The following is a 26631-nucleotide window of genomic DNA, read 5'->3' as shown; positions in this document are numbered from 1 at the left end:
TTCGTGCGGCTCAGCACGTCAGCCTTTCGTGCGCCAGTCTCTCTACCTATACCTCCTGATAGAGCTGGCTGCCTTCGCGCTTGAACTTGTCAGCCTGCTCCTGCATGCCGGCCATCACGCTGTCGGCGTCACCGGTCAGGCCGTGTTCGTTGGCGTAGTCGCGGACTTCCTGGGTGATCTTCATCGAGCAGAACTTCGGCCCGCACATGGAGCAGAAGTGGGCGACCTTGGCCGAATCCTTGGGCAGCGTCTCGTCGTGGAAGCTGCGCGCGGTGTCCGGGTCAAGGCCCAGATTGAACTGGTCTTCCCAGCGGAACTCGAAGCGTGCCTTGGAGAGTGCATTGTCACGACGTTGCGCGCCCGGATGCCCCTTGGCCAGGTCCGCGGCATGCGCGGCGATCTTGTAGGTGATGATGCCAGTCTTGACGTCGTCCTTGTTGGGCAGGCCCAGGTGCTCCTTGGGGGTCACGTAGCAGAGCATGGCGCAGCCGAACCAGCCGATCATCGCGGCACCGATACCGGAGGTGATGTGGTCGTAGCCCGGGGCGATGTCGGTGGTCAGCGGGCCGAGGGTGTAGAAGGGCGCCTCGTCGCACTCGCTGAGCTGCTTGTCCATGTTCTCCTTGATCAGGTGCATCGGCACGTGACCCGGACCTTCGATCATGACCTGGACATCGTGCTGCCAGGCGATCTTCGTCAGCTCGCCGAGCGTCTCGAGCTCGCCGAACTGGGCGGCGTCATTGGCATCGGCCACCGAGCCCGGGCGCAGGCCATCGCCCAGTGACAGGCTGATGTCGTAGGCCTTGCAGATCTCGCAGATGTCCTCGAAGTGGCGATAGAGGAAGCTTTCCTCGTGATGCGCCAGACACCACTTGGCCATGATGGAGCCACCGCGCGAGACGATGCCGGTCACGCGGCTGGCGGTCAGCGGCACATAGCGCAGCAGGACGCCGGCGTGGATGGTGAAGTAGTCGACGCCTTGCTCGGCCTGCTCGATCAGCGTGTCGCGGAAGATCTCCCAGTCGAGATTCTCGGCCACGCCATCGACCTTCTCCAGCGCCTGATAGATCGGCACCGTGCCGATGGGCACGGGAGAGTTGCGCAGAATCCATTCACGGGTCTCGTGGATGTTGGCGCCGGTCGAGAGATCCATCACGGTGTCGGAGCCCCAGCGGATCGCCCAGGTCATCTTGTCGACCTCTTCCTCGATGGAGGAGGTGACCGCCGAGTTGCCCAGGTTGCCGTTGACCTTCACCAGGAAGTTGCGGCCGATGATCATCGGCTCGCTTTCCGGGTGATTGATGTTGGCGGGAATGATGGCGCGGCCACGCGCGACTTCCTCACGCACGAATTCGGCGGTGATCTCGTCGGGCAGGTTGGCGCCGAAGCTGTGACCCGGGTGCTGGTGGCCCAGAATGCTCTCGACGGAGTCGCTGCCCTGATATTCCTCACGCAGCGCGATACGACGCTGATTCTCACGAATCGCGATGTACTCCATCTCCGGCGTGATGATGCCCTGGCGCGCATAGTGCAGCTGGGTGACATTCTTGCCCGGCAGGGCACGACGCGGGCGGTGGTCCAGCTCGAAACGCAGGGACGACAGGCGCAGGTCGGCCTGGCGCACGCGACCATATTCGCTGCTCAGCTGATTGAGCTGTTCGGTATCGCCGCGTTCCTCGATCCACTTCTCGCGCAGCGGTGCCAGCCCGCGACGAATGTCGATCTCGACCGCCGGGTCGGTGTAGGGGCCGGAGGTATCGTAGACGACGATCGGCGGATTCTCTTCCAGACCGCTGGAGGTCTGGGTCGGCGAGCAGCCGATCTCGCGCATGGGCACGCGGATGTCCGGGCGAGAGCCTTCGATATAGATCTTGCGCGAGCCGCTCAGCGGCGCGATGGCGGCGGCGTCGACGCGGGCTTCACTGGCGAGATGGCGACTGCCATCCTTGCGACCGGCACGTGCGCGCGCCTTCGGCGCAGCCTCAGGCTGGGGGGCGAGCGACGGTTCTGCGGCGTTGGTGGCTTGCGGATCTTGAGTCGTGGGGGTAGTGCTCATGCAGGTCTCCTCAAAGGGCGACGTCACGGCAGACGTCATCATGGGAAGACCGTGCGCAGGGAGAGGATGGCCATCGCCGACTCCTTGCCAACAGGTGGCCCGGGAGCGAGGCGGCCGCGGGCAGCGGCTGACCATCAGCTTGATTCCTACGCCGGTCCTAACCGGTTCAGGTTCCACGGGACCCCTTGCTGGCAGCCTCGCCCATTTGGCGGCGAGGTGATGCATGCAGGATCTCAGCCGGTTCCACCGGCACCCCGTCAAGCGTGCTCAGAATTCAATGCGGGCATGACCTGTGCTGAGCGTTGTGCTGGCCCAGGTCATCGTGCTCGCATTCAGGCTCTGATGGCCTGTGGTGTGTCTGGATGATTGGCGAGAGGACCACGTTTCCAGGCCGATGAAAATCGGTGTGTCTTCCGTTCGCGCAGGCGCGGCCTGTCAGGCGACGGCCTGCCACGGATCAGTCGCGATCAAGGCCCATCTGCCAGAAGTCGATCTCGAGACGTGTCGCATCGCGGAAGACATCGACCAGTTCGCCCAGCCGGCGCTCCGAGACCTCCGAGAGCCGAGCGTCCAGCCATTCACGTTCGGCGTCCACCGCTTCCTTGAACTCATCGCTGGAGTACATCGCGATCCAGTCCGCGTACGGATTGTCCTCGATCTCGGTGGTGTCCTGATCCAGCAGCCACTCGGCGATCTCGCCGTAGCCGATCAGGCAAGGCGCGAGCGCCACGTGAAGATCGAGAAGATCGCCGCGCTGGCCGCAATCCAGTACGTAACGGGTATAGGCCAGGGTGGCGCGGGATTCCGGCAGCTCACTCAGGTCATCCTCGCTGATGCCCCACTCGCTGCAGTAGCCGATATGCAGGTCGAGCTCGGTATTGAGAATGGTGTCGAGACTGGCCGTGGCCTGACGCAGCTCCGCGAGGGTGCGGCTCTTGTAGGCGGCAAGCGCCCAGGCGCGCGCGAAGTGGATCAGGAACAGGTAGTCCTGCTGCAGGTAATGGCGGAAGGACTCCTCTGGCAGACGACCTTCCCCGAGCTGGCGAACGAAGTCATGCTCGAGATAGTCGCGCCATTCCTCGGCGCAGGCACTGGTCAGGTCTGAAAAGCTGGGCATCGACGCATCCCTCGGTGAGCGTGCTGCCAATCCGTGATGGAGTGGCAAAGGTCTGGCTCGAGCGTGGTCAGGTCCGGCAATCTGCAGGGAAAAAGCGGGGGGAGGTGCGGCGTTCACCTGGAAGAGGTGAAGATGATGTGCGGCAACACTTCGCGCTTGATCCCTACGCCGGTACTAACCGGATCAGGTTCGGCGGGATCGTCATTCACGCACCTCGATGCAAGGCCTCGAACAGTGCGAATGACATCTCAGCCGGTCTTACCGGCACCCCGTCAAGCTGTGACTCAGACGTCACGATATCTCGAGTGTAACAGTCCTGCGGTGCAGGAAAAGCCTCTGCCGCCCTAAAACCCATGCGACTTTGGGAGGCCTTCTGCGATGCTGAAAGGGCTTCCTGCGATGCGGGAAGCGTGTCATGCGCTGCAGGAAAGATGTCATGCAGGCTGACAGGAGGAGAGGTTCGCCATCAGGGCTGGGAAGTGTCGCCTCAGGCGCACCAGATCGTGAGGCTCATCGACATCCCAGCTGACAGGCAGGCAACCGACGCTTCTGCCTGCCTGAGCCAGCAGTGCAAGAGTCTCCCGGCTCACGTCGGCATGGCTCCAGTGATCCAGCTGGAAGGCCGCCGGGCAGGCTGCTTTCAGGCCAATCAATCCGTATCCCCCGTCTTCGCTGGGCTGCAGCACCGCCTCATGGTCATGCAGGCACCGCGCCGCCTCGCGCAGACGTTGACTGTCCAATGCGGGCAGGTCAGAGCCCATCAGCAGCACGGGGCCTGCGGGCAGGTGGCGCAGCATGGCCTGATGCATGCGCTCCCCAAGCCCACCCTGTGGCTGTGCCTCGAGCGTGATTCGCTTGCCATATGCCGCCATGCTCTCTGCACGCCACTGATCCTCAAGGTCCGTCAGCAGGGCTGCCAGCTCAGGTTGCTGCCGAGCGTGCTCGGGGGAGGGAGTCAGCATCACGACCACCTTGCCGAGGCGTGAGGCGCAGGCCTGCTGAACGATTCTGCGCAGCATGCGCGAGTAGAGGCGTGCCGCCCCCTCGGGACCGAGGGCAGGGATCAGCCGCGTCTTGCATTGTCCGGCCAGTGGCAGGCGGCCGAAGATGATGAGCGTCGGGCGCATGTCATACGCGGCCGTGTCGGTTTCCCTGTCAGCAAGCGAGGCTTCAGGCATGAGGCAAGCCACGTTGTTCGCAGGCCTGAGCGGCGGCACCATATCCATAGAGGCGCGCCAGACGGACAGGAGATACGCCACCCCAGGCTGCCAGGCGCAGCCCCCACATCTTGAGGATGGTGCGACAGACGCCATGGGTTTCCCAGCGTCTTCCACTGGTGGTGACTCTGGCGGAGAGGTTCAGCGGCGAGGTCAGTCGCTTGAGCCTGACGCTCAGCTGGATGTCCTCCATCAGGGGCACGACGGGAAAGCCCTCGATGGCCTCGAAGGTGGAGCGTCGTACGAACTGGGTCTGATCACCCGTGCTGATGCTGGTCAGGCGCGAGCGCAGATTCATCAGCATGGCGATCACGGGCAGCAGCGGAGAATCTCCTTCGATGTCGACATCGAAGCGACCCCAGTCGCACTCGCGATGCTCGGCGAGGGTCTCTGACAGTACCGAGAGGACATGTGCCGGCAGGCGCGTGTCGGCATGCAGGAACAGCAGCCATTGACCACGAGCCTGAGAGGCACCGGCGTTCATCTGCGTTGCCCGGCCCGGATCACTGCTCAGGCAGCGATCGCACAGCGGCGTTGCCAGCTCGCGGGTAGTATCCGTGGAGCCGCCATCGACCACGATGACCTCGCAATCCCCGCTCGCGCGCAGTGGACTCAAGGCGATCAAGGCCGAGACGATACCGGATGCCTCGTTGTGGACTGGCATGATGATGCTCAGCCACGGGGTGCGTGTCAGGGCGCTGCCCGAACGGACAGCCCTGGGGGCAGGTCTGGCAACTGGCGAGAAGATGGAGGGCTTTGTCATGGCGCAGGCTCCGGCGATGGCGTCGTCCTGAGAGCATACGCATGTGATCACCCCATGGATGCAGAGCGTCGAGACGCTCGCTCAACGCTTGGGCGAAGAATCAACGCGTGAGCCGCCGTGTCGAGTCAGAGGCGGCTGGAGGTCACTGAGAGAAGGTGATCCGATAGAGTCCTGAGGCTCCGGTATCGCTGGTCAGGTAGAGGCTGCCATCCTTGCCGAATGCTACATCCAGTGGGCGTATCCAGCGCTCGCCGCTGGCGGCATCCTGCAGGCCGGTCAGTACCGGCACTAAGCGTGCTTCAGTGTCTGGCGTCGCCAGCTTGAGGCCCAGCAGGCGAGGCTCACGACGACTGGCGGGGTCTCCCCACGCCTTGCCGGAGGGCGCCGTGCCCCAGCTGCCGTGGACTGCCACCACGACATCCATGTCAGCAGCCAATGGATGCCCAGGCGGCACCACCGCGATACCCATCGGCGCACTGCGAGCGGGGATCTCGGCCAGTGGCGGTGCAATCTCGTCACGTTCGCGCGGTGAATCGCTCGTGATGCAATCATCTGCCTGCCAGCGGCCATCGATCCACTGATACCAGGGCATGCCATGGAAGCTGCCTTCGCGGGCAGCGACCACCAGCTCGCGAGGATGCTCGTAGCCCCAGTGGTCCGGTCCGTTGTTGGTGGCCAGCAGGCGCGTCTCTCCTGTCGCCAGTGCCTGCCAGACCAGGCCGACGGGGTTGCGCAGACCACTCGCCCACGCCCGCCACTCGGGAGGCTCGCCACTTTCCTCAAGGCGCATCACTCCCCCACGGCGCTGTTGCTGTGGGTAGCGAGGCGAGGTGCCCGCCAGGTACTGATCGGAGCAGTTGCCCTGGATCCCCAGCGCCAGATACAGGCCATTGTCAGGGCCCAGGCTCAGCGTACGCGAGTTGTGGCCACCGCCGCCGGGAATCGCGATCACGCGCTGGAAGTCGCTCGGGGCAAGGGAGATCCCGGGATGGTAGTCCGCGACCAGCAGGGCGCCCGTGGTCGCGACATACAGGCGCGCATCGCGGACGACGGCAGAGTGGGGATAGCCTTCCAGCTCGACCAGCACTTCCATGCGCTTGAGGCTGCCATCATCGGCCAGCTGGCCTCGATAGAGCTTGCCGGCCCGCGAGCCGATCAACACCTCATCGTGAGCGGTGAGGTGCAGCATGCGAGGTGCCTGAAGCGATGCCAGCCGAGTCATGCCGGCCCCTGGTGGCAGCCTCAGGGAGGGGGCGTCCTCGGGAACCGAGCTTGCCGCCTGCAATGCCAGAGCCGGGGCATGAGCAGAGGTCTCGCCATCGAGGGTGTCGCTGCTGCTTGCCTCGCTCCAGGCAAGAGACGACGCGCAGAGACAGCCGATGAGTGCCGTCCCCATCAGCAGTCTGATGCTTGCGCATCCACGGATTTCCTGTTGGCGCTTGCTCATGTGCTCCACTGCCTCCCTGGCCTGTCGCGGCTGCCTCGGCAAGTCGACTGGCATTGCTCGCTGTCGTGCAGGAAAGTCTGGAAGCTTGTGCCGGTTTGCGCCAGTGCTGCCCTGTCCCTGGAGAGTCAGGAGCGCTTCGCGTTGCGGCGGCGGTACTTGAGGTGGCGGCGCCAGCCCTTGAGGGAAAGCCAGGAGTCGTCGCGGGGATAGAAGCGCTTATCACGCCAGCCCGGCTGCTCGTCCAGTTCTTCCGGGCTCTTGCGCCAGCGCTTGTATTCCCATTGATACTGCGCGGGCGCCAGGGCGATCGCGGCTTCCACTGAGGCATTCACTCCCCGTGCCGAGATGACCTCGTCTTCGGTGTAGACCGCCTCATCCGCGGCGAGGAAGTGGATGGCGAAGCCATGGCCATCTTCCAGGCGTTGAGCGACACCGGTCACCACGCGGGCGTCGGTTCTCGCCACCAGCTTGGGGAGCAGAGTGGCGGTGTAGGCGGGGCGGCCGTAGAAGTCGGCGAAGACACCGCTGCCGCGTCCCGGTTCCTGGTCCGGCAGGATGCCGATCGCCTCGGCGCGCTTGAGCGCCTTCAGCAACGCTGCCACGCCGCGGGAGTTGGTAGGCACCAGTCTCGCTCCCATGCGCTCACGCCCGTTGCGAATGATCGGGTCGAGCCGCTCGAACTTGGGCGGCTCGTACATGGCAGTGAAGGGGAAATGGCTCGAGAGCCAGAAATTGAGCACTTCCCAGTTGCCGAAGTGCGGCGCCAGCACGATCACGCCACGTCCCTCGGCACGGGCTTCGTCGAGCAGATTGCGACCGTGCACCTCGAGAATCGAATCGCGCACCGCGTCTTCATCACCCAGCCATACCTTGCCCAGCTCCAGCATGGTGGCGGTGGAGTGCGCGAGGCTCTCGGTCACGAGGCGTGCGCGTGCCTCACGCGGCTGATGAGGGAAGGCCTGGCCAAGATTTCTGCGCGTGACGCGCCGTTCCCGCGGATTGAGCAGTTGCACGAGACGCGCGACCGGGCGCGCCATCCACCACAGCTGGCGGGTGGTCAGGCCCGAGAGTCGCTGCCATAGCCAGGCGACGGCATTGGCCTTGAGGGGTAAAAGGCGCTGTTCCATGGCCTTTTCAAAACGCTTGAGAGTCTTTTCCATCGTCACACATGAAGTTCCGGTGGTCTGGCGTGAGATACCGCACTGGTCAGAGGGCGAGTCCTGCGCTGCCCGTCGCGCCCCATTGTGCCAGAGGGGCGTACGTCATGCAGGTTCGAGGCATCGGGGGACACGCAGTGACCTTCGTCGTGTGTGGCACGGGGCGTGCGGCCCGTTTGCTCTGCCAGTATCATGCTGGCATCGGCACATCCGGGATCACGTCGCTGGCGTGGTCCTGAGGCGCTCTGTCAGACAGTCAGACCACGGCACTGCCCGAGCGGTTCTTGTGTGCCGTGCTTTCCAGTAGTGCTTTCCAGTAGTGCTTTTCGGTGATGCTTTCCCTGATGCGCTTTCCCTGATGTGCTCGTCCTGTCATGTCTTGTGCCTGTCGTGTCCCTTGCCCTGCGCGGAGCCCTGATGTCATCTTCCCCTATTGCCCCCGAGTCCCCGGCACAGCCATTGCCTGAATCCGACCATCAATGCCCGTTATGCGCGACGCATGGCAGTCAACCTGTGCTGCATCTGGTGCAACGACGCAAGCCATGTCCGCGGACCGGCCAGCGTCCGCCTGCCGACGAGCGTGATTACCTGCGGTGTGGCGAATGCCATCTGCTGTATCTCGCGCCCTCTCAACGACTGGATGCCCGCGCAGAGCAGGACATCTACGACCAGCATCAGAATGACCCGGCAGACCCGCGCTATCGCACCTTCCTGTCCAGGCTGTTCACGCCGATGTGCGAGCGGCTGGCGGCCGGTGCCAGCGGGCTCGATTTCGGTTGTGGGCCGGGGCCAGCCCTGGCACGGATGTTCGAGGAAGTCGGCCACCCGATGGCATTGCATGATCTGTATTACCACCCGAACCCGGCAGCGCTCGCCCGTCAGCATGATTTCATCGTCAGTACCGAGGTGATCGAGCATCTCTACGCGCCCGGCGATGTCTTCCGTCAGTGGCTTGAGTGTCTCAAACCCGGTGGCCTGCTGGGGGTCATGACGCAACCCGCCGCGGATGATCTGGATGCGCTCAAGCGTTGGCACTATCTGCGTGACCCGACCCATGTCTGCCTGTTCAGCCCGACGACCTTCGCCTGGCTGGCGCGGACCCATGGCCTGGCCTTCGAGCAGGTTGCGAGCGATAGCGTCATCTTCCGTGTTCCGGTGTCCTGAAGGGCTCGCGTGGCGGGTGTGGAGGGAGGATGCCCGCTACCGAGGCATGATCCAGCCGCCCCACGCGTGTGCGCCTGACCGGGCTGGCCGCGAGATTCGGGGCGAGACAATGAACGATGTCGCGAAATGACGTGAAGCTGACGCAAAAACACTTGGATTTGGCGCAGACTGTCACTATATTGCCCGCGCCTTGCGAGATTCCTGCAGGGCGCTTCCCTCTCCCGTAGCTCTCCGCACCTTGCGGCATTGGCCGAACGCAGTCCTGCGCCTGGCCGAGGAACTGGTCATGCCCCGTCATCTGTTGTTGATGTCTCTCGCGCCCTTGCTGGGCCTTGCCTTGCTGGGGATCGGCAATGCCATGCTGACTTCGCTGGTCCCCCTGCGGCTGTCTGCCGCCGGTGTCTCGAGCGAGGCGATCGGCCTGATCAGCTCCGCCTACTATCTGGGGCTTGGACTGGGAGCGCTGGTCAACGACCGCCTGCTGCTGCGCATCGGACACATCCGAGCCTACGCCGGCTTCGCCTCGCTGGTGGCGGTCGCGGCACTGGCCATGGGGCTGGGCGATCATCCGGTGGTGTGGTTCCTGCTGCGCATGATGATCGGCTGGTCGCTGGTCGGCGTCTATCTGGTCATCGAGAGCTGGTTGCTGAGTGCCGCCGACCCCGCCGTACGCGGACGCCTGCTGGCGCTTTACATGATCGTGCTTTATGGCGCGGGCGTGCTGGGGCAGCTGCTGCTGGGAGTAACCGCCATGCTGAGTCTCGAGGCGGCCTTCATGCTGGTGGCGATGCTGGCGGCGGCGTCCGTATTGCCGCTGGTGCTGCTGCCGCGCGTATCACCGCTGATCGAGCAATCCGAGCCGTTGAGCCCCTGGCGTCTGATTCGCATCACGCCGACCGGCGTGTTCGGTTGCCTGGCCTCGGGGCTGGTGGTGGCAGTGCTCTACAGCCTGCTGCCCTTGGCATTGGGGGAGGGCGGCGTGCTGGACACCGCGGAGATCGGGCAGCGCATGGCGCTGGTGATTCTCGGCGGCATGCTGCTGCAGTACCCCATCGGGCGCTGGTCTGACAGTCATGATCGTCAGCAGGTATTGATCATCCTGTCGGTGGCCATCATCGGGTTCGCCGCCTTGCTGATGGGGCCGGCACGCGAAGGCATCGCGCAGTTGACGGTGTTGTTCCTGCTCGGCGGCGCGGCCTTCACGCTCTATCCGGTCGCGGTCAGCCATGCGGCAGACCGTGCCCCCGCCGGGGCGCTGGTGCGCATGAGTCAGGGATTGTTGCTGATCAATGCCGTGGGCTCGACTCTGTCACCGCCGGCCGTATCACTGCCGATGGCCGAGATGGGTGCCATGCCCGGCATGGCGCTGAGTCTGGCGGTGATGGGCGGTGGCATGCTGGCCTTCTTCGTCTGGCGACGCGTGATGCGTCCGGCGCCGCAGCCGCTGGCCCCCTTCGAGACCCATGCGCCACAGACGCCCCTGGGAACGGAGCTTGCCGTCGGGCCGGAACTGGTCGAGGCCGCCGAGGAGCACCTGCGGGATGCCGAGGTCAATGACCCGCTGGTCGAGGTGACTCGCGAGCTGGCCGTCGACATGCCGGAGCTGATCACCGAGGCGTCCCTGGATAGTCTCGAGGAGATCGAGACTCATGAGGGTGAAAGCCAGCGCCAGGCGTCCCGCCATGGCGAGGCTTCCGACGGGCGCAACGCAGATTGAGGCCTTGTGTGAGCGGCATGCCTCACGTGCGTCGCAAGGGGGTAGGAGAGGGTAGAGGAGTAGGTCGCACTAGCGGGAGGGGTCGACCAGGTTGCCCTGCGAGGCGTTGCGGCGGAACCAGCCGGTCACGCTGGCGCGCGCCTGTTTCGTCGGCAGCACCTCGTGGGGGATCCGTTCGGAAAGGAAGCACACGAAGGTCCCGGCCTCGGGGGTGACACGCCGGAATTCACGGCTGTCATCTTCGGGGTCGTAGAGCACGATCTCGCCACCGGCGTCCGCCGGCCAGTCGGCATTGAGATAGAGCACGCTGGAAATCAGGCGATTGCCACGCCCGCGGAAGCTGTCCAGGTGCTTGCGATAGAAGCTGCCGACCGGATAGTGGGCAAAATGCGCCTCGTACTCGAACAGCCCCAGATAGAGGGCACGGTTGAGTTCATCCTTGAGGACATTCATCGCCTCCAGGTAGGCACGCTGGGCACGCGAATCGCGATCCAGCCAGCGAATCGCATCCCCGCGGATGTCCGGGCGAAGGTCATGCTCTCGCCCGCGTCCGATTCCCGCAGCCGTCAGTCGCTGATGGCTCTCCAGCGCCCGCAACTCGTCATTGAGATGGCGGATCAGGTGTGCCGGCAGAAAGTCCGGGCGCACGCTGTAGCCATGCTCGACCAGTTCATCGATCAGCAGGTTGAGCGCGGTGGGGTCCAGCAGTGGGGCGGGTGCAGCGGGCATCGGGCGCTCCGGAAAAAGGGCAGAAGGCATCAAGGCGCAGTGTTATAGAGCAGCACGCGCAGGGGCGCAATGCCTTGAGTGAAGGCCTGGCAATCCTCAGCCCGCGAGACATGCGTCAATCACGCCAGAGGCTCATGCCCGTGGTGCATGGGGGCGAGGTGGCAGGTGGCGCAACGGAGCCCCGGGCGGTGGCGGGGAGGACAGGCTGATGGTGTGTCCGAACCCGATGGCCATCATCTCCACCAGCATCATCGCGGAAAGCCCCCACAGCAGCTGCCCGGCCACCTGATAGCCGGGCACGTACCAGGTATCATCGCCCACGCGGATGACGTCGGTGTGGGCGCGTTCATCGCGCAGCAGCATGCTCAGTGGCATCTCGAAGATATGCGCTATCTCGCCGGGGTCGGCGCGCAGCGGCAGGTCGGGAGCGATGCGTCCCACGAAAGGCGTCACGGTCATGCCGTGCAGCGAGATCACATCGCTCAGTTGCCCGTATATCTCCACTTCGCCGGAGGGCAGGGCCACTTCCTCCTCGGCCTCACGCAGCGCCGTGGCCAGCAGACTGATATCCTCCGGCTCCGCCTTGCCACCGGGGAAGGCGACCTGGCCGGCATGCTGACTCAGGTGACTGGCGCGTTGCGTGAGCAGCAGCGTCGGTTCCGGGCGGTCGATCAACGCGATGAGTACCGCAGCGCGTGGCTGGTGGTTGCTCACGATACGGGGGTGATGGGATTGCAGGCGCTGGCGCAGAGCTTCTAGCATGTCGGGTCCTCGTTGACCTTCATCTTGTTGCGTGGGATGTGAGGCGGTCAAGATGTGAGGTGACAGCCGGCCGAGTCAGCGGCACCATTTCCAGAAGCCGAGCCCGGGCATCGGCGTTCAAGAGTTTCACGGGAGAGCGAATGAACTACTGCAGCCATTGTGGTGAGACGGTGCGTCTGGCGGTGCCACAAGGAGATGATCGACTGCGCTACCTGTGTGATAGCTGCGGCACCATCCATTATCAGAACCCACGCATCATCGCCGGTACCCTGCCGATACGCGATGGCAAGGTGCTGCTGTGTCGCCGCGCCATCGAGCCGCGCCTGGGGTACTGGACACTGCCGGCCGGTTTCATGGAGAACGCGGAGACCACCAGTGAGGCCGCTGCCCGCGAGACACGTGAGGAAGCGGGGGCCGAGGTCAACCTCCAGGGCCTCTACACCCTGATTGATCTGCCGCACATCAATCAGGTCTACATGCTGTTTCGCGCCGAATTGACCAGTGATTTCTCCGCGGGTATCGAAAGTCTCGAGGTGGCGCTGTTCGCCGAAGAGGAGATTCCCTGGCAGTCACTGGCCTTCCCGACCATGGAAGTGACGCTGAGGCGCTATTTCGAGGACCGTCGTGCCCGCCAGGGAGAAGGCGAATTCCCGTTGCATCTGGAACAGATCGATCTCGAGACGCGCGAGCGCTTCTTCAAGACGACACATCTACCCAAGCACTGAGCGGGCCGTGGTCAGGCTTCACCCCGGGACCTGCCGTCGCTTGACGGCGTGACCGGGGTGGGCATCGCACCTTCAGAAGCTTTCCAGTCGCCAGCAGTCAATCGGCACTTCCTCGTAGGGGTGCGCCTCGCGCAGTGCGGCCACTGCCGTGCGAATCAGCGCGTCCTCACACACCATCTCGACCTTGACCTCCTCGACACGTTCCAGCGTGCCGCGTTCGCCGATATGCGGATTGGCACCGGCCAGCGGACGAAACTGCCCCGTGCCGCGCGTCTCGAAGCAGCAGGCCTCGTAGTCGCCCATGCGTCCGGCACCCGTGGCGAAAAGCGCTTCCTTGACACCTTCCAGTGCTTCGTGTGGAACGAAGAATGCCAGTTTGTACATGGTGGGCCTCCTTGAGGGACGTGACGGGCGATGAGCGCCAGGGCGCCAATCGCCCCGGGGAATGACGTGCGCTGGCGAGGACGCAGTCAAGCGTGGCAGAGCCTGCGCGGCGTCCCCTGATGATGGCATAATGCCCGCTGCAACGGCCAAGGACACTGCCATGCTCAAATGGATCAATATCTCACTGCTGCTACTGCTGGCTCTGCTCCAGTACCGGCTGTGGTGGGGCGAAAATGGCGTCACCGAATTGTTCGACATCCGTGCCCGCGTGCAGCAGCTCTCCAGGGAAGCGGCGCAGCTGGACAACCGCAATCAACGCCTGGGCGCTGAAGTGGTCGACCTCAAGAATGGTCTGGCGGCCATCGAGGAGCGTGCGCGCAACGATCTCGGCATGGTGCGCAAGGATGAGCAGTTCCTGTGGGTGCCCAACGTCGAGGTACCCAAGCGCCAGGTCTCGTCCGCGGATGAAGTGGCGGAAGGGGCGCTGGAAGGCAAGGGGCTGGAAGAGGGCCTGCCCAAGGTGCTCAACCCATGACTCGCATGAATGATGCCCCGGCGCCGCGGCTCTGGTATCTGGTACCCGCCGCAGGCGTGGGCAGCCGCATGCAGGCTGACCGTCCCAAGCAGTATCTGGAACTGACGCCCGGCGGCAGTGTCCTGGAGGCGACCCTCACCACCCTCAGGCGCGCATTGCCCGAGGCCGGATTGTGTCTGGTGCTGGGCGCGGAGGATGCCTATTTCACGCCGACGATGGTGCCATGGCAGGAGTGGCTGCGCGCCGATGGTGGCAGCGAGCGTGCCGACAGCGTGCTGGCGGGACTCGAGTGTCTGAGCCGAGTGGCGAGTGATGATGACCTCGTGCTGGTACACGATGTGGCGCGTCCCTGTGTCCGCGAGAGCGACATCCAGGCGCTGGTCGAGGCGGCACGCGAGAGTGATGACGGCGCCATCCTGGCCGCTCCCGCCAGTGACACCATGAAGCGGGCCGCTGTACTGAGCCATGGCGTGGAACGTGCCGAGGGCTCAGCGCAGCGCATCGCGCATACCGAATCCCGGACAGGGCTGTGGCATGCCTTCACGCCCCAGGCATTTCCGCTGGGCCTGTTGCGCACGGCGCTGCGTGCCGCCCTCGCGGAGCAGCCCGAGCGCATCACCGATGAGGCATCGGCACTCGAGGCCTGTGGACGATCCCCCGTGCTGGTGCCCGCGGCGCGCGACAATCTCAAGATCACCCATCCGGAAGACCTCGCCATGGCGCGCCTGTTGCTGGCGGCCCGCGAGGATCACGCCGACAGACCCCGGACACCTGCCTGACATGATGGATCATCCCGTGACCCCCGACACTTCGAGTTCCACGACCTCCCCCGCGACCTCCGGGCATGTCCCGATGTCACTGCGCATCGGGCATGGCTTCGATGTCCACCGTTTCGGCGACGGCGATCATCTGATGATCGGCGGCGTGAAGATCCCCTACGAACATGGCTTCGTGGCGCATTCCGATGGCGATGTATTGCTGCATGCGTTGTGCGATGCGCTGCTCGGGGCCTGCGGGATGGGCGACATCGGCAAGCATTTCCCGGATACCGACAGCGAGTGGTCCGGGGCGGACAGTCGCGGCCTGCTGCGCCACGTCGTCGGGCTGATCAATGCCGCTGGTTTCGGGGTCGGCAATGTCGATCTCACCGTGATGGCGCAGGCCCCCAAGATGGCGCCGCACATCCAGGCGATGCGTGAGGTGATCGCCGAGGACCTGCGTGTGCCGGTGGCGGTCGTCAACGTCAAGGCCACCACTACCGAGCGTCTCGGTTTCACCGGTCGCAAGGAAGGCATCGCCGCCGAGGCCGTGGCGGTGCTTGGCAGGCTGCCCGCCGCGGGTGGAGCCGAGCATGTCTGAAGTGAATGCCATGTCTGAGCCGCCCGAGTCCGATGCGCTGTCTGTCGCGGCGCGAACGGCACTGGAAGCCGCCGGCAGCGAGCCATGGGTCAAGGAAGCCGAGCTGATGCAGCGCTGGCCGCATGCCCATGGCGGCCCGCTGGGCGCAGGTGACTTCCGACACACGCCGGAAGACTTTCGCGTCACGGAATTGATGGACTTCGTGCCCGAAGGTCACGGGGAGCACCAGTGGCTCTGGATCGAGAAGCGCGGTCTGACCACTGACGAGCTGTGCCGCGAACTGGCAGGTCTTTGTGACGTGGCACCGCGTGACATCGGCGTGGCGGGACTCAAGGACAAGCAGGCGATTACCCAGCAGTGGGTCTCGGTATGGTTGCCGGGGCGTGAAGCCCCTGAGCATCTGAGTGAGGCATTGGCCGAGAAGGGGGCCCGCGTGCTGGCCAGCGTGCGGCACCCGCGCAAGCTCAAGCGGGGCGTGCATCGCGGCAATCGCTTTGCGCTGCGGGTCAGCGGCGAGGCCGTGGCCCATCCGGATTTCGAGACTCGCTGGCAGACATTGATACGCGATGGGGTGCCCAACTATTTCGGTCCGCAGCGTTTCGGGCACCAGGGGCATAACCTGGGGCGTGCACGCGCCGTACTGATACGTGGCTGGCGCAAGCGTGATGATCGCAGCGGCATGCTGCTGTCCACCGCGCGCAGCTTCCTGTTCAACGAAGTGCTGGCCGCGCGTCTCAAGGCTGGCTGCTGGGCGACGGCGTTGAGCGGTGAGGTGTTCGCGCTCGACGGGACGGGATCGCGCTTCGTCACCGATGGCAGCGAAGCTGTCGAGACGCTGACCCGGCGCCTTGCCGACGGGGATATCCACCCCACGGGCCCGCTGTGGGGCACCGGCCGTGGCGAGTCCCATGCGCAGGTCGCGGCGCTTGAGCAGGTGCTGGCGTCCAGCTGGCCCCAGCTCTGTGACGGCCTCGAGAAGGCTGGCGTGAAGGCCGAGCGTCGGCCACTGCGCCTGATGCCTGCCAATGCTCGCCTGGAGTGGGCCATCACGCCGGCCCAGGCCGATGCCGAGGCGACTGCGGCCAGTGCGTGGCTGCATTTCGATCTTCCGCGCGGCAGCTTCGCCACCGGCCTGTTGCGTGAGCTGATTGCCCACCCGCTGCTGTAGCGGCCTGCCCAGCGTGCGCCACGACATGACACCGCGATGAACATGAACAGGTGAGACGATGCGCAAGATTCTGCTTTCCAATGATGATGGGGTACATGCCCCCGGGCTCAAGGCCCTGCATGATGCGCTGTGTGATCACGCGCGAATTCGCGTGGTGGCACCGGACCGTGATCGTTCGGGTGCCAGCAACTCCCTGACCCTGAGTCGCCCGCTGATGCTGTCCGCGATGGACAACGGTTTCTACAGTGTCGACGGCACCCCTGCCGATTGCGTCTATCTGGGGGTCAACGGTGTCTGGGACGAGAAACCGGATATCGTGATCTCCGGCATCAACCACGGTGCCAACCTGGGAGACGATGTGCTGTATTCCGGCACTGTGGCAGCGGCGATGGAAGGCCGCTCGCTGGGCATGTCGGCGATCGCGATGTCGCTGTGTGGCAAGACCCATTTCGAGACGGCAGGGCGTGTGGCGGCGAGTCTGGTCGGCGCGGCCGAGACGCTGGCCTTGCCGCCGCGTTCGCTGCTCAACGTCAATGTGCCGGATGTTCCCTGGCACGAGATCCGCGGATTTCGCGTCACGCGTCAGGGGCATCGTGGTCCGGCGGGCGCACCGATCGCTGTGCAGGACCCTCGCGGGCGCACCCGGTACTGGATCGCGCTGGCCGGGGACGGAGTCGACGATGGTGAGGACACCGATTTCGCGGCCATCGCGGCCGGCTATGTGTCCATCACGCCGTTGATGACCGACCTGACCTCCCATGCGGCGCGTCAGGATGTGGAGCAGTGGCTGGAAGCACTGAGTTGACCTCGCGCGCCACCGCCTGGCGGTCAGGGGTGTCGGGGATCGATCAGCAAGCCGGCGCAGGCGCGTCGGTCGACAGGATGTAATTCGATGTCATGAAGGACGTGTATCAGAACGGTTTTCCCGCCGCGCAGTCTGAGAGTGGGCAAGCCATGGCGGATTCGTCGGCCACTCGAACCTCATCGCCACCGGTGCCCATGCGCCTGGAGCGCCCGAATGCCGCGCAGTTGAGCGGTATCGGCATGACTTCTCAACGAACGCGTGATCGCATGGTCACGCGACTGGAAGAGGCTGGCATCCAGGACGAGCGGGTACTGGATCTGATGGCGGCGGAACCGCGCCATCTGTTTCTCGATGAGGCGCTTGCGCATCGCGCCTATGAGGATACCGCCCTGCCGCTGGGGCAGGGGCAGACATTGTCGCAGCCCTACATGCATGCCCGCATGACGGAGCTGGCTCTGGCCTCGGCACCGCGCCCGCGCGAGCAGTGTCGGGTGCTGGAGGTCGGCACCGGTTCGGGCTACCAGACCCTGCTGCTGGCGCGGCTGTTCGGTCAGGTGGCCTCGCTGGAGCGCATCGCCTTGTTGCATCTGCGTGCCCGGCAGCGGCTTGAGTGGTTCGGGCTGGACAATGTCCAGCTGCGTCACGCCGATGGCGGGCACGGCTGGCAGACCACGGCGCGTGAGACGGCCGTCCAGGAGTCGGTGACCCTGCCGGGGTTTGATCTGGTGGTGGTGACGGCATGTGCCTCGCACTTGCCGCAGGCATTGCTCCAGCAGCTGGCACCGGAGGGAGTGATGATCGTGCCATTGGCGGAAGACGGCAGTGATCGTCAATGGCTGACACGAGTGCGCCACGTCGGCGACACTCAGGATATTCAGCGGCTCGAGGCTGTGCGCTTCGTGCCGTTGCTCGAGGGAGTGATCAGGTGAAACGAGCATTGAGCGTGTTCTTCAAGGGGGCGGGCATGGGCGCTGCCGATGCCGTGCCCGGCGTCTCGGGAGGCACGATAGCCTTCGTGACGGGCATCTATGAAGAATTGATCGAAACCATCAAGCGCTTCGGACCTTCCGCCATCGGTGTCTGGCGTCAACAGGGCGTCAAGGCGTTGTGGCAGCACTTGAATCTGGCGTTCTTGCTACCGCTTGCCGCCGGCATTCTCGCCAGCCTGATCAGCGTGGCGCACCTCGTCACCTGGCTGATGGAGGCGCAGCCGCTGCTGCTCAATGCCTTCTTCTTCGGTCTGGTGGTGTGTTCCGGTGTGGTCGTGGCGCGGCGCATTACCGGCTTCAGGGTCGGGTATCTGGTGTGGCTGGTGCTGGGGCTGGTACTGGCCAGTCAGCTGCCCAGCCTTCTGCCAGCGGGCACTGATGCGCCCTGGGTCATCGTCGCCGGGGGGGCCATCGCCATCAGTGCCATGTTGCTGCCGGGCGTTTCCGGCAGCTTCCTGCTGTTGACCATGGGCCTCTATGGCACCGTGATGACAGGTATCAAGAGCTTCGATCTGACGCTGATCCTGTTGTTCGGAAGTGGCTGCGCCATCGGACTGTTCACCTTCTCGCGTGTACTGTCATGGTTGTTTCGTCACCATCACACCGCGACACTGATGCTGCTGGTCGGCTTCATCCTCGGCTCGCTGCCGGTGCTGTGGCCCTGGCGCACGATCACCGATTATCGACTGGGGCCCAAGGGGGAGCAGGTACCGCTAGATTATCAATTCATGATGCCGGAGACCTATACCAGCGTGACAGGTGAGCCTGCCCAGTTGTGGGCGGCGCTTGCCCTGATGCTGGCAGGTATCCTGCTGGTCTGGTTCGCGGGTGAGCGCTCAGGACCGGATGATTCTTCCAGTGATTCCCGCAAGGAGCAGGAACATGCCTGACATGATGGACAAGGGATTCAAGCTGGCGCTGGCGGGTCTGGCGCTGGGCGCTCTGACGGCGTGCAGTACCGCCACGACGCGTCCGCAGATCCAGGATCTCAGTGGTGGCACGACACGCATCACTGCAGACAGCTATACGGTCCAGCGCGGTGACACGCTCTATGGCATCGCCTGGCAGAGTGGCCAGGACTTCCGTGACGTGGCGCGCATGAATGGCCTGCGCCCGCCCTACACCTTGCAGCCCGGGCAGACTCTGCGCCTCGACCCTCAGGCACCGTTGCCCGCGAATGCCGGCAACTCCCGTACGGCCGGCACGGCATCGGGGTCGGCATCAGGCACGGGCGTGGTGGCGACCGGGCTTGGCGGCAGCGATGACGCCATCGCCAGCGGCGGCGAGGTGCCGGACTGGCTGGCTCCGGATGAGTCGGCCATTGCTCAGCAGAAGCAGCGTGCTTCCCAGGCGCAGTCCCTGACCACCGGTGGTGGCGGCGTTGCGGCGGCTGCCACGGGCGCGGCCGCTGCTGCGGGCGTCGGCCCGGGGCCCGTGTATCAGGAAGGCAGTGAAGAGGCGCTGGCGGAGTCTGCGCGTGCACAGGCCGCGGACGAAGCCTCCCGAGCCGGTGAGACACTGGAGAGTGCCGGCAGCAATGCCCAGGCCAGGGCGAGTGAGGCCGAGGCTGCTGCTCGCAAGGCGGCGCAGGAGACGGCGGATCGCGAGAAGGCCGAGCAGCTGGCAGCGGCCAAGGCCGAGCGTGACAAGGCGGCGGCAAACGTGAAAAGTGCCTCCGACAAGGTTGAAAAGGGCACCAACGTTGCGGGCGCCACACCCGAGGCGGCACCGGCCAAGAAAACCTATGTGCCGGTAAAAAACGTTGACTGGCAGTGGCCTACGCAAGGCGAGATCATCGGCAAATTCGGTGAGTCCGAGAGTGTGACGGGCGGCATTGATATCGCTGGTCAAAAGGGGCAACCTGTCAAGGCAGCAGGGCCGGGGATTGTGGTCTACGCGGGGAGTGGAGTGCGCGGTTACGGCAACCTCATCATCCTCAAGCACAATGACCGTTATCTGAGTGCCTACGCCCACAACGACAGCCTCCGCGTCTCGGAGAATGATGTTGTCGAGGCCGGACAGGTAATCGCCACTCTGGGAGCCACTGACGCCGAACGTGCGCAGCTGCATTTCGAGATCCGCGAGGATGGGCAGCCGAAGGATCCCTTGAAGTTCCTGCCCAAGCGCTGACGTCCACCGCTGCCACAACAAGAAGTTCCTGGCACCAGACCAGAGACAACGGGGTATCGACATGAGCATGCTGGAAAAGGATATCGATCAGGCCGAGGTGGAGCTGTCCCTCGATGATGTCGACGAAGACGATACGCTTGAGGCTGAAGCGGAAGAGGCGGCATTCGAACGCGCCCTGAACCGTGAAGAGCGCAAGCACTACCAGAGCCTGGATGCAACGCAGATCTACCTCAACGAGATCGGCTTCTCGCCATTGCTCAAACCCGAAGAGGAAGTCTATTTCGGGCGACTGGCGCAGGCGGGAGACCCTGCCGGCCGGCAGCGCATGATCGAATCCAACCTGCGTCTGGTGGTCAAGATCGCACGGCGCTATCTGAATCGCGGATTGTCACTGCTCGACCTGATCGAGGAGGGCAATCTGGGCCTGATACGCGCGGTGGAGAAATTCGACCCCGAGCGCGGTTTCCGCTTCTCGACCTACGCCACCTGGTGGATCCGTCAGACCATCGAGCGCGCGTTGATGAATCAGACGCGCACCATCCGGTTGCCGATTCATGTCGTGAAGGAGCTCAACATCTATCTGCGCGCTGCTCGCCAGTTGACGCAGAAGCTTGATCACGAGGCGACGGCCGAGGAAATCGCCGATTTCCTCGACAAGCCGGTGGAGACGGTCAAGAAGATGCTGGGGCTCAATGAACGAGTGTCCTCGGTGGACTATCCGATGGGCGGCGAGAGCGACAAGCCGTTGATCGAGACGATCGCCGATGAGAATGACACCAGCCCCGAGTCCAGTCTGGTCGATGTCGACGTCAAGGCACATGTCGATGAGTGGCTGGCGGAGCTGACCGACAAGCAGATGGAAGTGGTGGTACGCCGCTTCGGGCTGCGGGGTCACGAAGCCGCCACGCTGGAGGAGGTCGGCGAGGAGATCGGTCTGACGCGTGAGCGAGTGCGTCAGATTCAGGTCGAGGCGCTCAAGAAACTGCGTCGCATGCTCGAGAAACAGGGCCTGTCGCTGGAATCCATCTTCGAATGATTCGCTGACATGTCATCGTCAGGGCTGGCAGCTGTCATCGTCTGGCCCGATATCCGTGACATCCTGCTGGATAGTGGACGCAACACGACATGAAAACGGCCCCCCGCTTGCGGGCGGGCCGTTTTCATATTTTCTGAGCATTGGTTTGGCAGGCTATGGGGTTGGCAGAAAGATGACGGTGCATATGATTCGACACCGGGGCCGTGTTGCATTGTTGCTGGGGTGGAAACGCTGTAAGGCAAATGAAGTTAGCCAACTAACTGGACGCCTTGCAAGGCGACGATTAGACTGAGTCCTTTTTCCACGACCCGCCCCCGAAGGGGCTGATGCCGTCATCAGCCGGCCCGTGAAACGACCTTATCTCCCCTTGCCTTGGTGCCTTTGGCGCATCATGCAGGTCACGACTGACTGTTACCGATCAGGAATACGCATACATGGCCAACATACGCATACTGCCTCTGGTGCTGGCGATGGGTTTCGCGACCCAGGCCCAGGCTGCCGATCTGCTCGACATTACCCGTGATGCGCTGACCCACAATGCCAGCCTGTCGTCCTCTCGCTCTCTGTATCAGAGCGTCGAGGACAACGAGCGGATCGAGCTTTCGGATCTGCTGCCACAGATCTCGGCCACCGGCACCGTGTCACGCACCGATGTCACGGGCAATTCCCAGAGCGGTGTGGAAGGGGATTACACCGACAGCAACATCGTGCTCAACGTGAATCAGCAGCTGTTCGACGCTGCCGACTGGTATGAGCTGGCGACCAGCAAGGACAGTACCGAGCAGCAGAAACTGCTGCTGGATTCCGATCAGCAGCAGCTGTTGTACGATGTGGCTTCCGCATACTTCACCATCCTCAACAACCGGGATGTGCTGGATGCGCGCATCGCGCAGGAGAAGGCCTTTTCCCGTCAGCTGGATCAGGCCAATCAGCAGTTCGAGGTCGGGCTGATCGCGATCACCGATGTCCAGGAGGCCAGAGCGTCCTTTGATGACGCACGCGCCCAGCGGATTGCCGCGGAAGCCGACCTGCAGGTCAGCTTCGAGGCACTTCAGCAATTGACCGGCCAGCAATACGATTCCATCGATGGGCTGGAAGAGGATCTCGCCATCGAAGCGCCGGTGCCCGCCAGTCGTGGCAAGTGGGTCGAGATGGCGTTGGTCAACAATCCCTTGATCGGTGCCGCGCAGAAGGGTGTCGATGTCGCCAAGGGTGACGTCAAGACCTCGCGTGCCGGTCATCTGCCGGAAGTCGGTGCCTTCGCGACCTACTCCTATGATGAAACCGACGTCGCATCCTCCGGGGGATATCAGGAATACAACCAGATCGGTATCCAGGCGTCATTGCCGATCTATACCGGTGGTCGCACATCCGCGCAGGTACGCCAGAGCACGCACCTGCTGGAGCAGAGCCAGTACGACCTGCTGGACCAGCAGCGTTCCACCACCCAGAGCGTGCGTTCGCTCTACAGTCAGGTCCGCAGCGACGTCCTGACGGTCAAGGCGCGCAAGCAGGCCATCGTCTCCAGCCGCAGCGCGCTGGAAGCCACGCGCTCGGGGTATGAAGTCGGTACCCGTAACATCGTCGATGTGCTGGATGCCGAGCAGGCGCTCTATCAGGCCCTGGCGGACTATGCCTCCTCGCGTTACACCTACGTGCTGGATCTGCTAAACCTGCGCCAGGCGGCGGGCATCATCGACGTCAACACCGTGCGCGATCTGAACGAGAGCCTCAAGCGCGATCGTCAGGTATCACTGGTTCTGCAGGACGAAGACGACACCGAGCTGGATGGCCCGGCCCAGTGATCTGATACTGGCCTGACCGGCTTCTCCTGACACCCCCATCGGCCATTGCCGGTGGGGGTGTTCGCGTATCGGGGGGCAGAAATCTCGCCGTGAAGCGTGAATGACAACAGCTGTGATGCTTGTCTGGAGGAATATGCCATTGATTTGATGAAAACCAGAGATAACGTCAAGAAGTTGGCTTGATGTTTGGTGGTTTTCACCGTGACCTTGGCGCGATGATGGAAAATAATTGATGGCTGGAGAACGCCTGCTCCGGTTGGCCGCCTCCTTTTCATGGTGCGTGCCTTGCTCGCTCGTTGGCAGGTCCCAACTTGCTGCGTCACCCGTGCGTGATTCGTCGTGTCTGTCCCTCTTTCTCATTGTCTGGAGTTGCCTCATGTCCCGCCCGTTGCGTGCTGATATTGATCTGGATGCCCTGCGCCACAATTATCAGCTGGCCTGTGAGCTGGCGCCGAATTCCCGCTCGCTCGCCGTGATCAAGGCAGACGCCTATGGCCACGGGGCCGTGGCATGTGCCCGTGCGTTGGCAGATCTGGCACCGGCATTTGCCGTCGCGACCATCGAAGAAGCGCTCGCGCTGCGGGAAGGCGGTATCACGCACCCGGTGGTATTGCTCGAAGGTGTCTTCGAGGCATCGGAATACCAGCTGGCGGCGCAGCATGACTTCTGGTGTGCCATCCACAGTGAATGGCAGCTGGCCGCCCTGGAGGCGGCAACGCTCCCCGGGCCGATATCCTGCTGGATCAAGTTCGATTCCGGCATGCATCGTCTTGGCTTCGATGCCGAGCAGGCCAGGGCGGTCAAGAAACGCCTGGTGGCGAGTGGCAAGGCGCAGGACCTTCACCTGATGACGCATTTCGCTACGGCCGATAGCCTGACGCCCGATTATTTCCAGCATCAGATGGCGGCAGTGGAAGCGCTGGCCGCTGAGCTTGCCCTGCCACTCTGTCTGGCCAACTCCCCGGCGACGCTTGCCTGGCCGCAATCGCATGCCGCCTGGAATCGTCCCGGCATCATGCTGTACGGCGCGGACCCGTTGGAAGGGGCCAATGATGCCAGCCGCCGTCTGAAGCCGGTGATGACCCTGTCTTCCGCCATCATTGCCGTACGCGAGATCGCCATCGGCGAGCCGGTGGGCTATGCCGGACGTTTCGTGGCGACGCGTCCGACACGTATCGGTGTCGTCGCCTGTGGCTATGGGGATGGCTACGATCGCCATGCGGTGGACGGGACACCCGTACTGGTCGATGGCCAGGAGACCGTACTGGCCGGCAAGGTGTCGATGGACATGCTGACGGTGGATATCACCGACCTGCCGGAAGCGGGCGTCGGTTCTCGCGTGGTGCTGTGGGGCGAAGGGTTGGAGGTCAATCGCGTGGCCGCCAGTTGTGACACCATCAGCTATACCCTGCTGACAGGGATCCTGCCGCGTGTTCCCAAGCATTATCACGGTGGTCAGGCACGCGAGGCGGACCCGATGGCCTCTCAGGCAGTGGATACGTGCGCCTGACCTGACGGCAGGGCTCGGGCGGTCTACAATGGCCGCCGTTGCCCGTTGAACGAGAGAGTCATGGCCAAGAAGACCTACCCCGAGAGTTTTGCGCATCCCCGTTACTGGCCGGCCTGGCTGGGAATCGGGGCCATGAAGGCCTCGGCCTTCCTGCCCTGGTGCGCCAAGCTGTGGCTGGGGCGCGGCATCGGTGAGCTGGCATGGCGTTTCGGCAAGCGTCGTCGCCATATCACGGACACCAATCTCAAGCTGTGCTTCCCCGAATGGAGCGAAGCGGAGCGTGCGCGTCAGGTACGCAAGACCTTCCATGCCAACGGCATCGGCATCTTCGAGACCGCCACCGGGTGGTGTCGAGACCCGGAGCACATGCGCGACCGCGTGACCTTCAAGGGTCAGGAGCACATGGAGCGCGCCATGGCGCAGGGCAAGGGCGCGCTCATCGTGGGCATCCATTTCTCGACACTGGATCTCGGTGGCGCACTGCACTCGCTGTTCTTCCCGGCCGATGTCGTCTATCGCCCGCATGACAACCCGCTGTTCGAGCGTTTCATGACGCGCGCGCGCAATGGCATTTTCGGCACCGCCATCGACCGTCATGACCTGCGGGGTGTGGTGCGCCGCATCAAGAGCGGGCATGGCGTGTGGTATTCGCCGGATCAGGATTTCGGTCGGGACGTCAGCGTCTTCGCGCCGTTCTTCGGTATCGATGCCGCCTCCATCAAGCTGACGGCCAAGATCGCCCGCATGACAGGGGCGCCGGTGATGCCCTTGATGTTCCATCGCAATCCGGACAATCGTACCTATACGCTGGAGTATCTCCCGGCACTCGACAACTTCCCGAGTGGCGATGATGTCGCGGATGCCACGCGCATCAATGCCTTCATCGAGGGGGCGATCCGCAAGCATCCCGAGCAGTACCTGTGGTTGCATCGCCGTTTCAAGACTCGTCCAGAGAAATCCGATCCGTCCCTGTATTGAGGTGAACCATGAGCAATGACACGTCTTCTCTCGCCACTCTGGCCGATGTCGAAGCACGCCTGGCGGCCGGCGATACCTTCGTCCTCAATCAGATTGCGCAGTGGTGCCCGGACTGCACCGTGCGTCAGCGTCCGGCGCTGCCGGCCTTCGAGGCGGCCCTGGCGCGAGGTGGTCTGCCGCTGGTGACCCTGTGCGTGCAGGAGACTCGCGGAGTCTATCTGAGTGAGGCACATGCGCAGCTGAGCGAGCGCATCGGTGGGGCGGGCTATCCGCGTACGCTGCTGGTGAAGGAAGGGCGGCCTGCCAGCGTGGACAGTGGCCTGAATCGGGTCGAGGTCATGAGCGAGCCGGAGCTCATCGCCTATGCCGAGGCCATGATCGCGGCGCTGTAAACGTCACTTGAGCCCATGTGTGAGCCGACGAGATCTGCCGTGACGCGACACGCATGGGCATCATCGAAAACGCCCCGCCAGGAATTTCCTGGCGGGGCGTTTTCGATGGAGATCAGGCGGCACCCGACAAGCAGCGCCACTTGTCCGAGCTGCATGCGTGCGGCCAACCGGATGCCGCCTGCCGTGTGCCTGAAAATAGACCTGCGGATGATGAGGGAGGCTTTCAACCCGCGCGGGAAAATCTTTTACCGATTCGAGACATGGCCTTGACTTTACTTGTATTGATTACCATCTTCACATGGACAAGGTGATCAAGCGGTCTGTCGTGACTCCGCCCTCTGGCAATCATGTCAGCTGCCACACCTGATGAGCGAAGGGCGAGCGCGTCGAATGAGACGCCACATGCAGAGGCAGTCGTCGTGCCGCTGCGGTCGTCGCCCACTACCGGTTCTCCATGACATAAGGAATTGCCATGCTCAACTATGCCATCATCTTTCTGATCGTTGCCGTGATTGCCGCCGTACTCGGCTTTGGCGGTATCGCAGGTACTGCGGCCACCATCGCCAAGGTACTGTTCGTCGTCTTCCTGGTGCTGTTCCTGGTGTCGTTCTTCAAGGGGCGTCGCAAGCCCTGATACGGACGGCTTTCATCACGACGCAAACGCCCGCAGACGGTAGCGACCGCTG

General features: G+C 63.8%; 26 protein-coding genes and 2 riboswitches. Of the genes, 17 read left to right on the top strand and 9 right to left on the bottom strand.

Features of this window, described 5'->3' with window-relative positions; all coding sequences use genetic code 11:
* Window positions 1–46: 46 nt before the first annotated feature.
* The 6 genes from thiC to HXS66_RS06870 form a co-directional block, all read right to left on the bottom strand.
* Entirely contained in the window at window positions 47–2056 is a 2010-nt protein-coding gene (gene thiC / locus HXS66_RS06895; RefSeq protein ID WP_136938788.1) for a phosphomethylpyrimidine synthase ThiC, read from the bottom strand.
* A 126-nt stretch (window positions 2057–2182) separates the two neighbouring features.
* Window positions 2183–2323, bottom strand: a riboswitch (TPP riboswitch).
* A gap of 190 nt (window positions 2324–2513) precedes the next feature.
* Window positions 2514–3173 carry a thiaminase II gene (gene tenA / locus HXS66_RS06890; protein WP_136938787.1) on the bottom strand — a complete coding sequence of 220 codons (660 nt, stop codon included), beginning with the start codon at window positions 3171–3173 and terminating at the stop codon, window positions 2514–2516.
* 143 nt (window positions 3174–3316) lie between these two features.
* Window positions 3317–3455, bottom strand: a riboswitch (TPP riboswitch).
* A 152-nt stretch (window positions 3456–3607) separates the two neighbouring features.
* Window positions 3608–4300 carry a TIGR04282 family arsenosugar biosynthesis glycosyltransferase gene (locus HXS66_RS06885; RefSeq protein WP_176503147.1) on the bottom strand — a complete coding sequence of 231 codons (693 nt, stop codon included), beginning with the start codon at window positions 4298–4300 and terminating at the stop codon, window positions 3608–3610.
* A gap of 43 nt (window positions 4301–4343) precedes the next feature.
* The gene (locus HXS66_RS06880) at window positions 4344–5153 is read right to left on the bottom strand and encodes a TIGR04283 family arsenosugar biosynthesis glycosyltransferase (protein ID WP_077375114.1); all 810 of its coding nucleotides are present in this window, start codon (window positions 5151–5153) and stop codon (window positions 4344–4346) included.
* A gap of 142 nt (window positions 5154–5295) precedes the next feature.
* A complete protein-coding gene (locus HXS66_RS06875; protein WP_176503146.1) occupies window positions 5296–6600 on the bottom strand; it encodes a sorbosone dehydrogenase family protein in 1305 nt (434 codons plus the stop codon).
* A gap of 125 nt (window positions 6601–6725) precedes the next feature.
* On the bottom strand, window positions 6726–7760 hold the full coding sequence (locus HXS66_RS06870) for a lysophospholipid acyltransferase family protein (RefSeq protein ID WP_255303137.1): 1035 nt from the start codon (window positions 7758–7760) through the stop codon (window positions 6726–6728).
* Between the two features lie 414 nt (window positions 7761–8174).
* Between HXS66_RS06870 and HXS66_RS06865 the strand changes: the two genes are divergently transcribed.
* Window positions 8175–8921 carry a class I SAM-dependent methyltransferase gene (locus HXS66_RS06865; protein WP_176503145.1) on the top strand — a complete coding sequence of 249 codons (747 nt, stop codon included), beginning with the start codon at window positions 8175–8177 and terminating at the stop codon, window positions 8919–8921.
* A gap of 286 nt (window positions 8922–9207) precedes the next feature.
* Window positions 9208–10638, top strand: a complete 1431-nt coding sequence (locus HXS66_RS06860) for an MFS transporter (protein WP_176503144.1) — start codon at window positions 9208–9210, stop codon at window positions 10636–10638.
* Between the two features lie 69 nt (window positions 10639–10707).
* Here the strand turns inward: HXS66_RS06860 and HXS66_RS06855 are convergent, their stop codons facing one another.
* Both HXS66_RS06855 and HXS66_RS06850 read right to left on the bottom strand, forming a co-directional pair.
* Window positions 10708–11367 carry a 2OG-Fe(II) oxygenase gene (locus HXS66_RS06855; RefSeq protein ID WP_255303136.1) on the bottom strand — a complete coding sequence of 220 codons (660 nt, stop codon included), beginning with the start codon at window positions 11365–11367 and terminating at the stop codon, window positions 10708–10710.
* A 132-nt stretch (window positions 11368–11499) separates the two neighbouring features.
* A complete protein-coding gene (locus HXS66_RS06850; protein ID WP_176503142.1) occupies window positions 11500–12129 on the bottom strand; it encodes a CoA pyrophosphatase in 630 nt (209 codons plus the stop codon).
* A gap of 140 nt (window positions 12130–12269) precedes the next feature.
* On the opposite strand from HXS66_RS06850, the gene HXS66_RS06845 reads away from it, so the two are divergent.
* On the top strand, window positions 12270–12854 hold the full coding sequence (locus HXS66_RS06845; protein WP_084208042.1) for an NUDIX hydrolase: 585 nt from the start codon (window positions 12270–12272) through the stop codon (window positions 12852–12854).
* A 72-nt stretch (window positions 12855–12926) separates the two neighbouring features.
* Here the strand turns inward: HXS66_RS06845 and HXS66_RS06840 are convergent, their stop codons facing one another.
* A complete protein-coding gene (locus HXS66_RS06840; RefSeq protein WP_077375094.1) occupies window positions 12927–13238 on the bottom strand; it encodes an NGG1p interacting factor NIF3 in 312 nt (103 codons plus the stop codon).
* Between the two features lie 160 nt (window positions 13239–13398).
* Here HXS66_RS06840 and ftsB point away from each other — a divergent pair, with 160 nt between their 5' ends.
* From ftsB to HXS66_RS06770, 14 genes are all read left to right on the top strand, one after another.
* On the top strand, window positions 13399–13773 hold the full coding sequence (gene ftsB / locus HXS66_RS06835) for a cell division protein FtsB (protein WP_077375092.1): 375 nt from the start codon (window positions 13399–13401) through the stop codon (window positions 13771–13773).
* Window positions 13770–14552, top strand: coding sequence for a 2-C-methyl-D-erythritol 4-phosphate cytidylyltransferase (ispD, locus tag HXS66_RS06830; protein ID WP_176503141.1), 783 nt, complete (start codon window positions 13770–13772; stop codon window positions 14550–14552). Before ftsB ends, ispD begins: the two co-directional genes overlap by 4 nt.
* A gap of 73 nt (window positions 14553–14625) precedes the next feature.
* Entirely contained in the window at window positions 14626–15132 is a 507-nt protein-coding gene (ispF, locus tag HXS66_RS06825) for a 2-C-methyl-D-erythritol 2,4-cyclodiphosphate synthase (protein WP_169477230.1), read from the top strand.
* Window positions 15125–16300, top strand: a complete 1176-nt coding sequence (gene truD, locus HXS66_RS06820) for a tRNA pseudouridine(13) synthase TruD (protein WP_308457330.1) — start codon at window positions 15125–15127, stop codon at window positions 16298–16300. The genes ispF and truD overlap by 8 nt, the downstream gene beginning before the upstream one ends.
* Window positions 16301–16358: 58 nt before the next feature.
* Window positions 16359–17105 (top strand): 5'/3'-nucleotidase SurE, encoded by a 747-nt coding sequence (gene surE / locus HXS66_RS06815; RefSeq protein WP_136938778.1) that lies wholly within the window; start codon window positions 16359–16361, stop codon window positions 17103–17105.
* Window positions 17106–17299: 194 nt separating this feature from the next.
* The gene (locus tag HXS66_RS06810) at window positions 17300–18034 is read left to right on the top strand and encodes a protein-L-isoaspartate(D-aspartate) O-methyltransferase (RefSeq protein WP_136938952.1); all 735 of its coding nucleotides are present in this window, start codon (window positions 17300–17302) and stop codon (window positions 18032–18034) included.
* Entirely contained in the window at window positions 18031–18984 is a 954-nt protein-coding gene (locus HXS66_RS06805) for a DUF368 domain-containing protein (RefSeq protein WP_240499669.1), read from the top strand. Before HXS66_RS06810 ends, HXS66_RS06805 begins: the two co-directional genes overlap by 4 nt.
* Window positions 18977–20224: a peptidoglycan DD-metalloendopeptidase family protein gene (locus HXS66_RS06800; RefSeq protein WP_255303134.1), complete on the top strand. Its 1248-nt coding sequence runs from the start codon at window positions 18977–18979 to the stop codon at window positions 20222–20224. The genes HXS66_RS06805 and HXS66_RS06800 overlap by 8 nt, the downstream gene beginning before the upstream one ends.
* Before the next feature lie 61 nt (window positions 20225–20285).
* Window positions 20286–21260, top strand: a complete 975-nt coding sequence (rpoS, locus tag HXS66_RS06795) for an RNA polymerase sigma factor RpoS (RefSeq protein ID WP_176503140.1) — start codon at window positions 20286–20288, stop codon at window positions 21258–21260.
* 434 nt (window positions 21261–21694) lie between these two features.
* Entirely contained in the window at window positions 21695–23065 is a 1371-nt protein-coding gene (locus tag HXS66_RS06790) for a TolC family outer membrane protein (protein ID WP_077375077.1), read from the top strand.
* Between the two features lie 376 nt (window positions 23066–23441).
* Window positions 23442–24575 carry an alanine racemase gene (alr, locus tag HXS66_RS06785; protein ID WP_176503139.1) on the top strand — a complete coding sequence of 378 codons (1134 nt, stop codon included), beginning with the start codon at window positions 23442–23444 and terminating at the stop codon, window positions 24573–24575.
* Between the two features lie 60 nt (window positions 24576–24635).
* Window positions 24636–25553, top strand: a complete 918-nt coding sequence (gene lpxL / locus HXS66_RS06780; RefSeq protein WP_077375072.1) for an LpxL/LpxP family Kdo(2)-lipid IV(A) lauroyl/palmitoleoyl acyltransferase — start codon at window positions 24636–24638, stop codon at window positions 25551–25553.
* 8 nt (window positions 25554–25561) lie between these two features.
* Entirely contained in the window at window positions 25562–25945 is a 384-nt protein-coding gene (locus HXS66_RS06775; RefSeq protein WP_136938776.1) for a hypothetical protein, read from the top strand.
* A 472-nt stretch (window positions 25946–26417) separates the two neighbouring features.
* Window positions 26418–26579, top strand: a complete 162-nt coding sequence (locus HXS66_RS06770) for a DUF1328 domain-containing protein (protein WP_084208047.1) — start codon at window positions 26418–26420, stop codon at window positions 26577–26579.
* Window positions 26580–26631: the final 52 nt, after the last annotated feature.

The organism is Cobetia sp. 5-11-6-3 (genome assembly GCF_013374055.1).
Lineage (GTDB): Bacteria > Pseudomonadota > Gammaproteobacteria > Pseudomonadales > Halomonadaceae > Cobetia > Cobetia marina.
The sequence above is the reverse complement of the archived record's forward strand: the minus strand, read 5'-3'. Positions and strand labels throughout refer to the sequence as shown.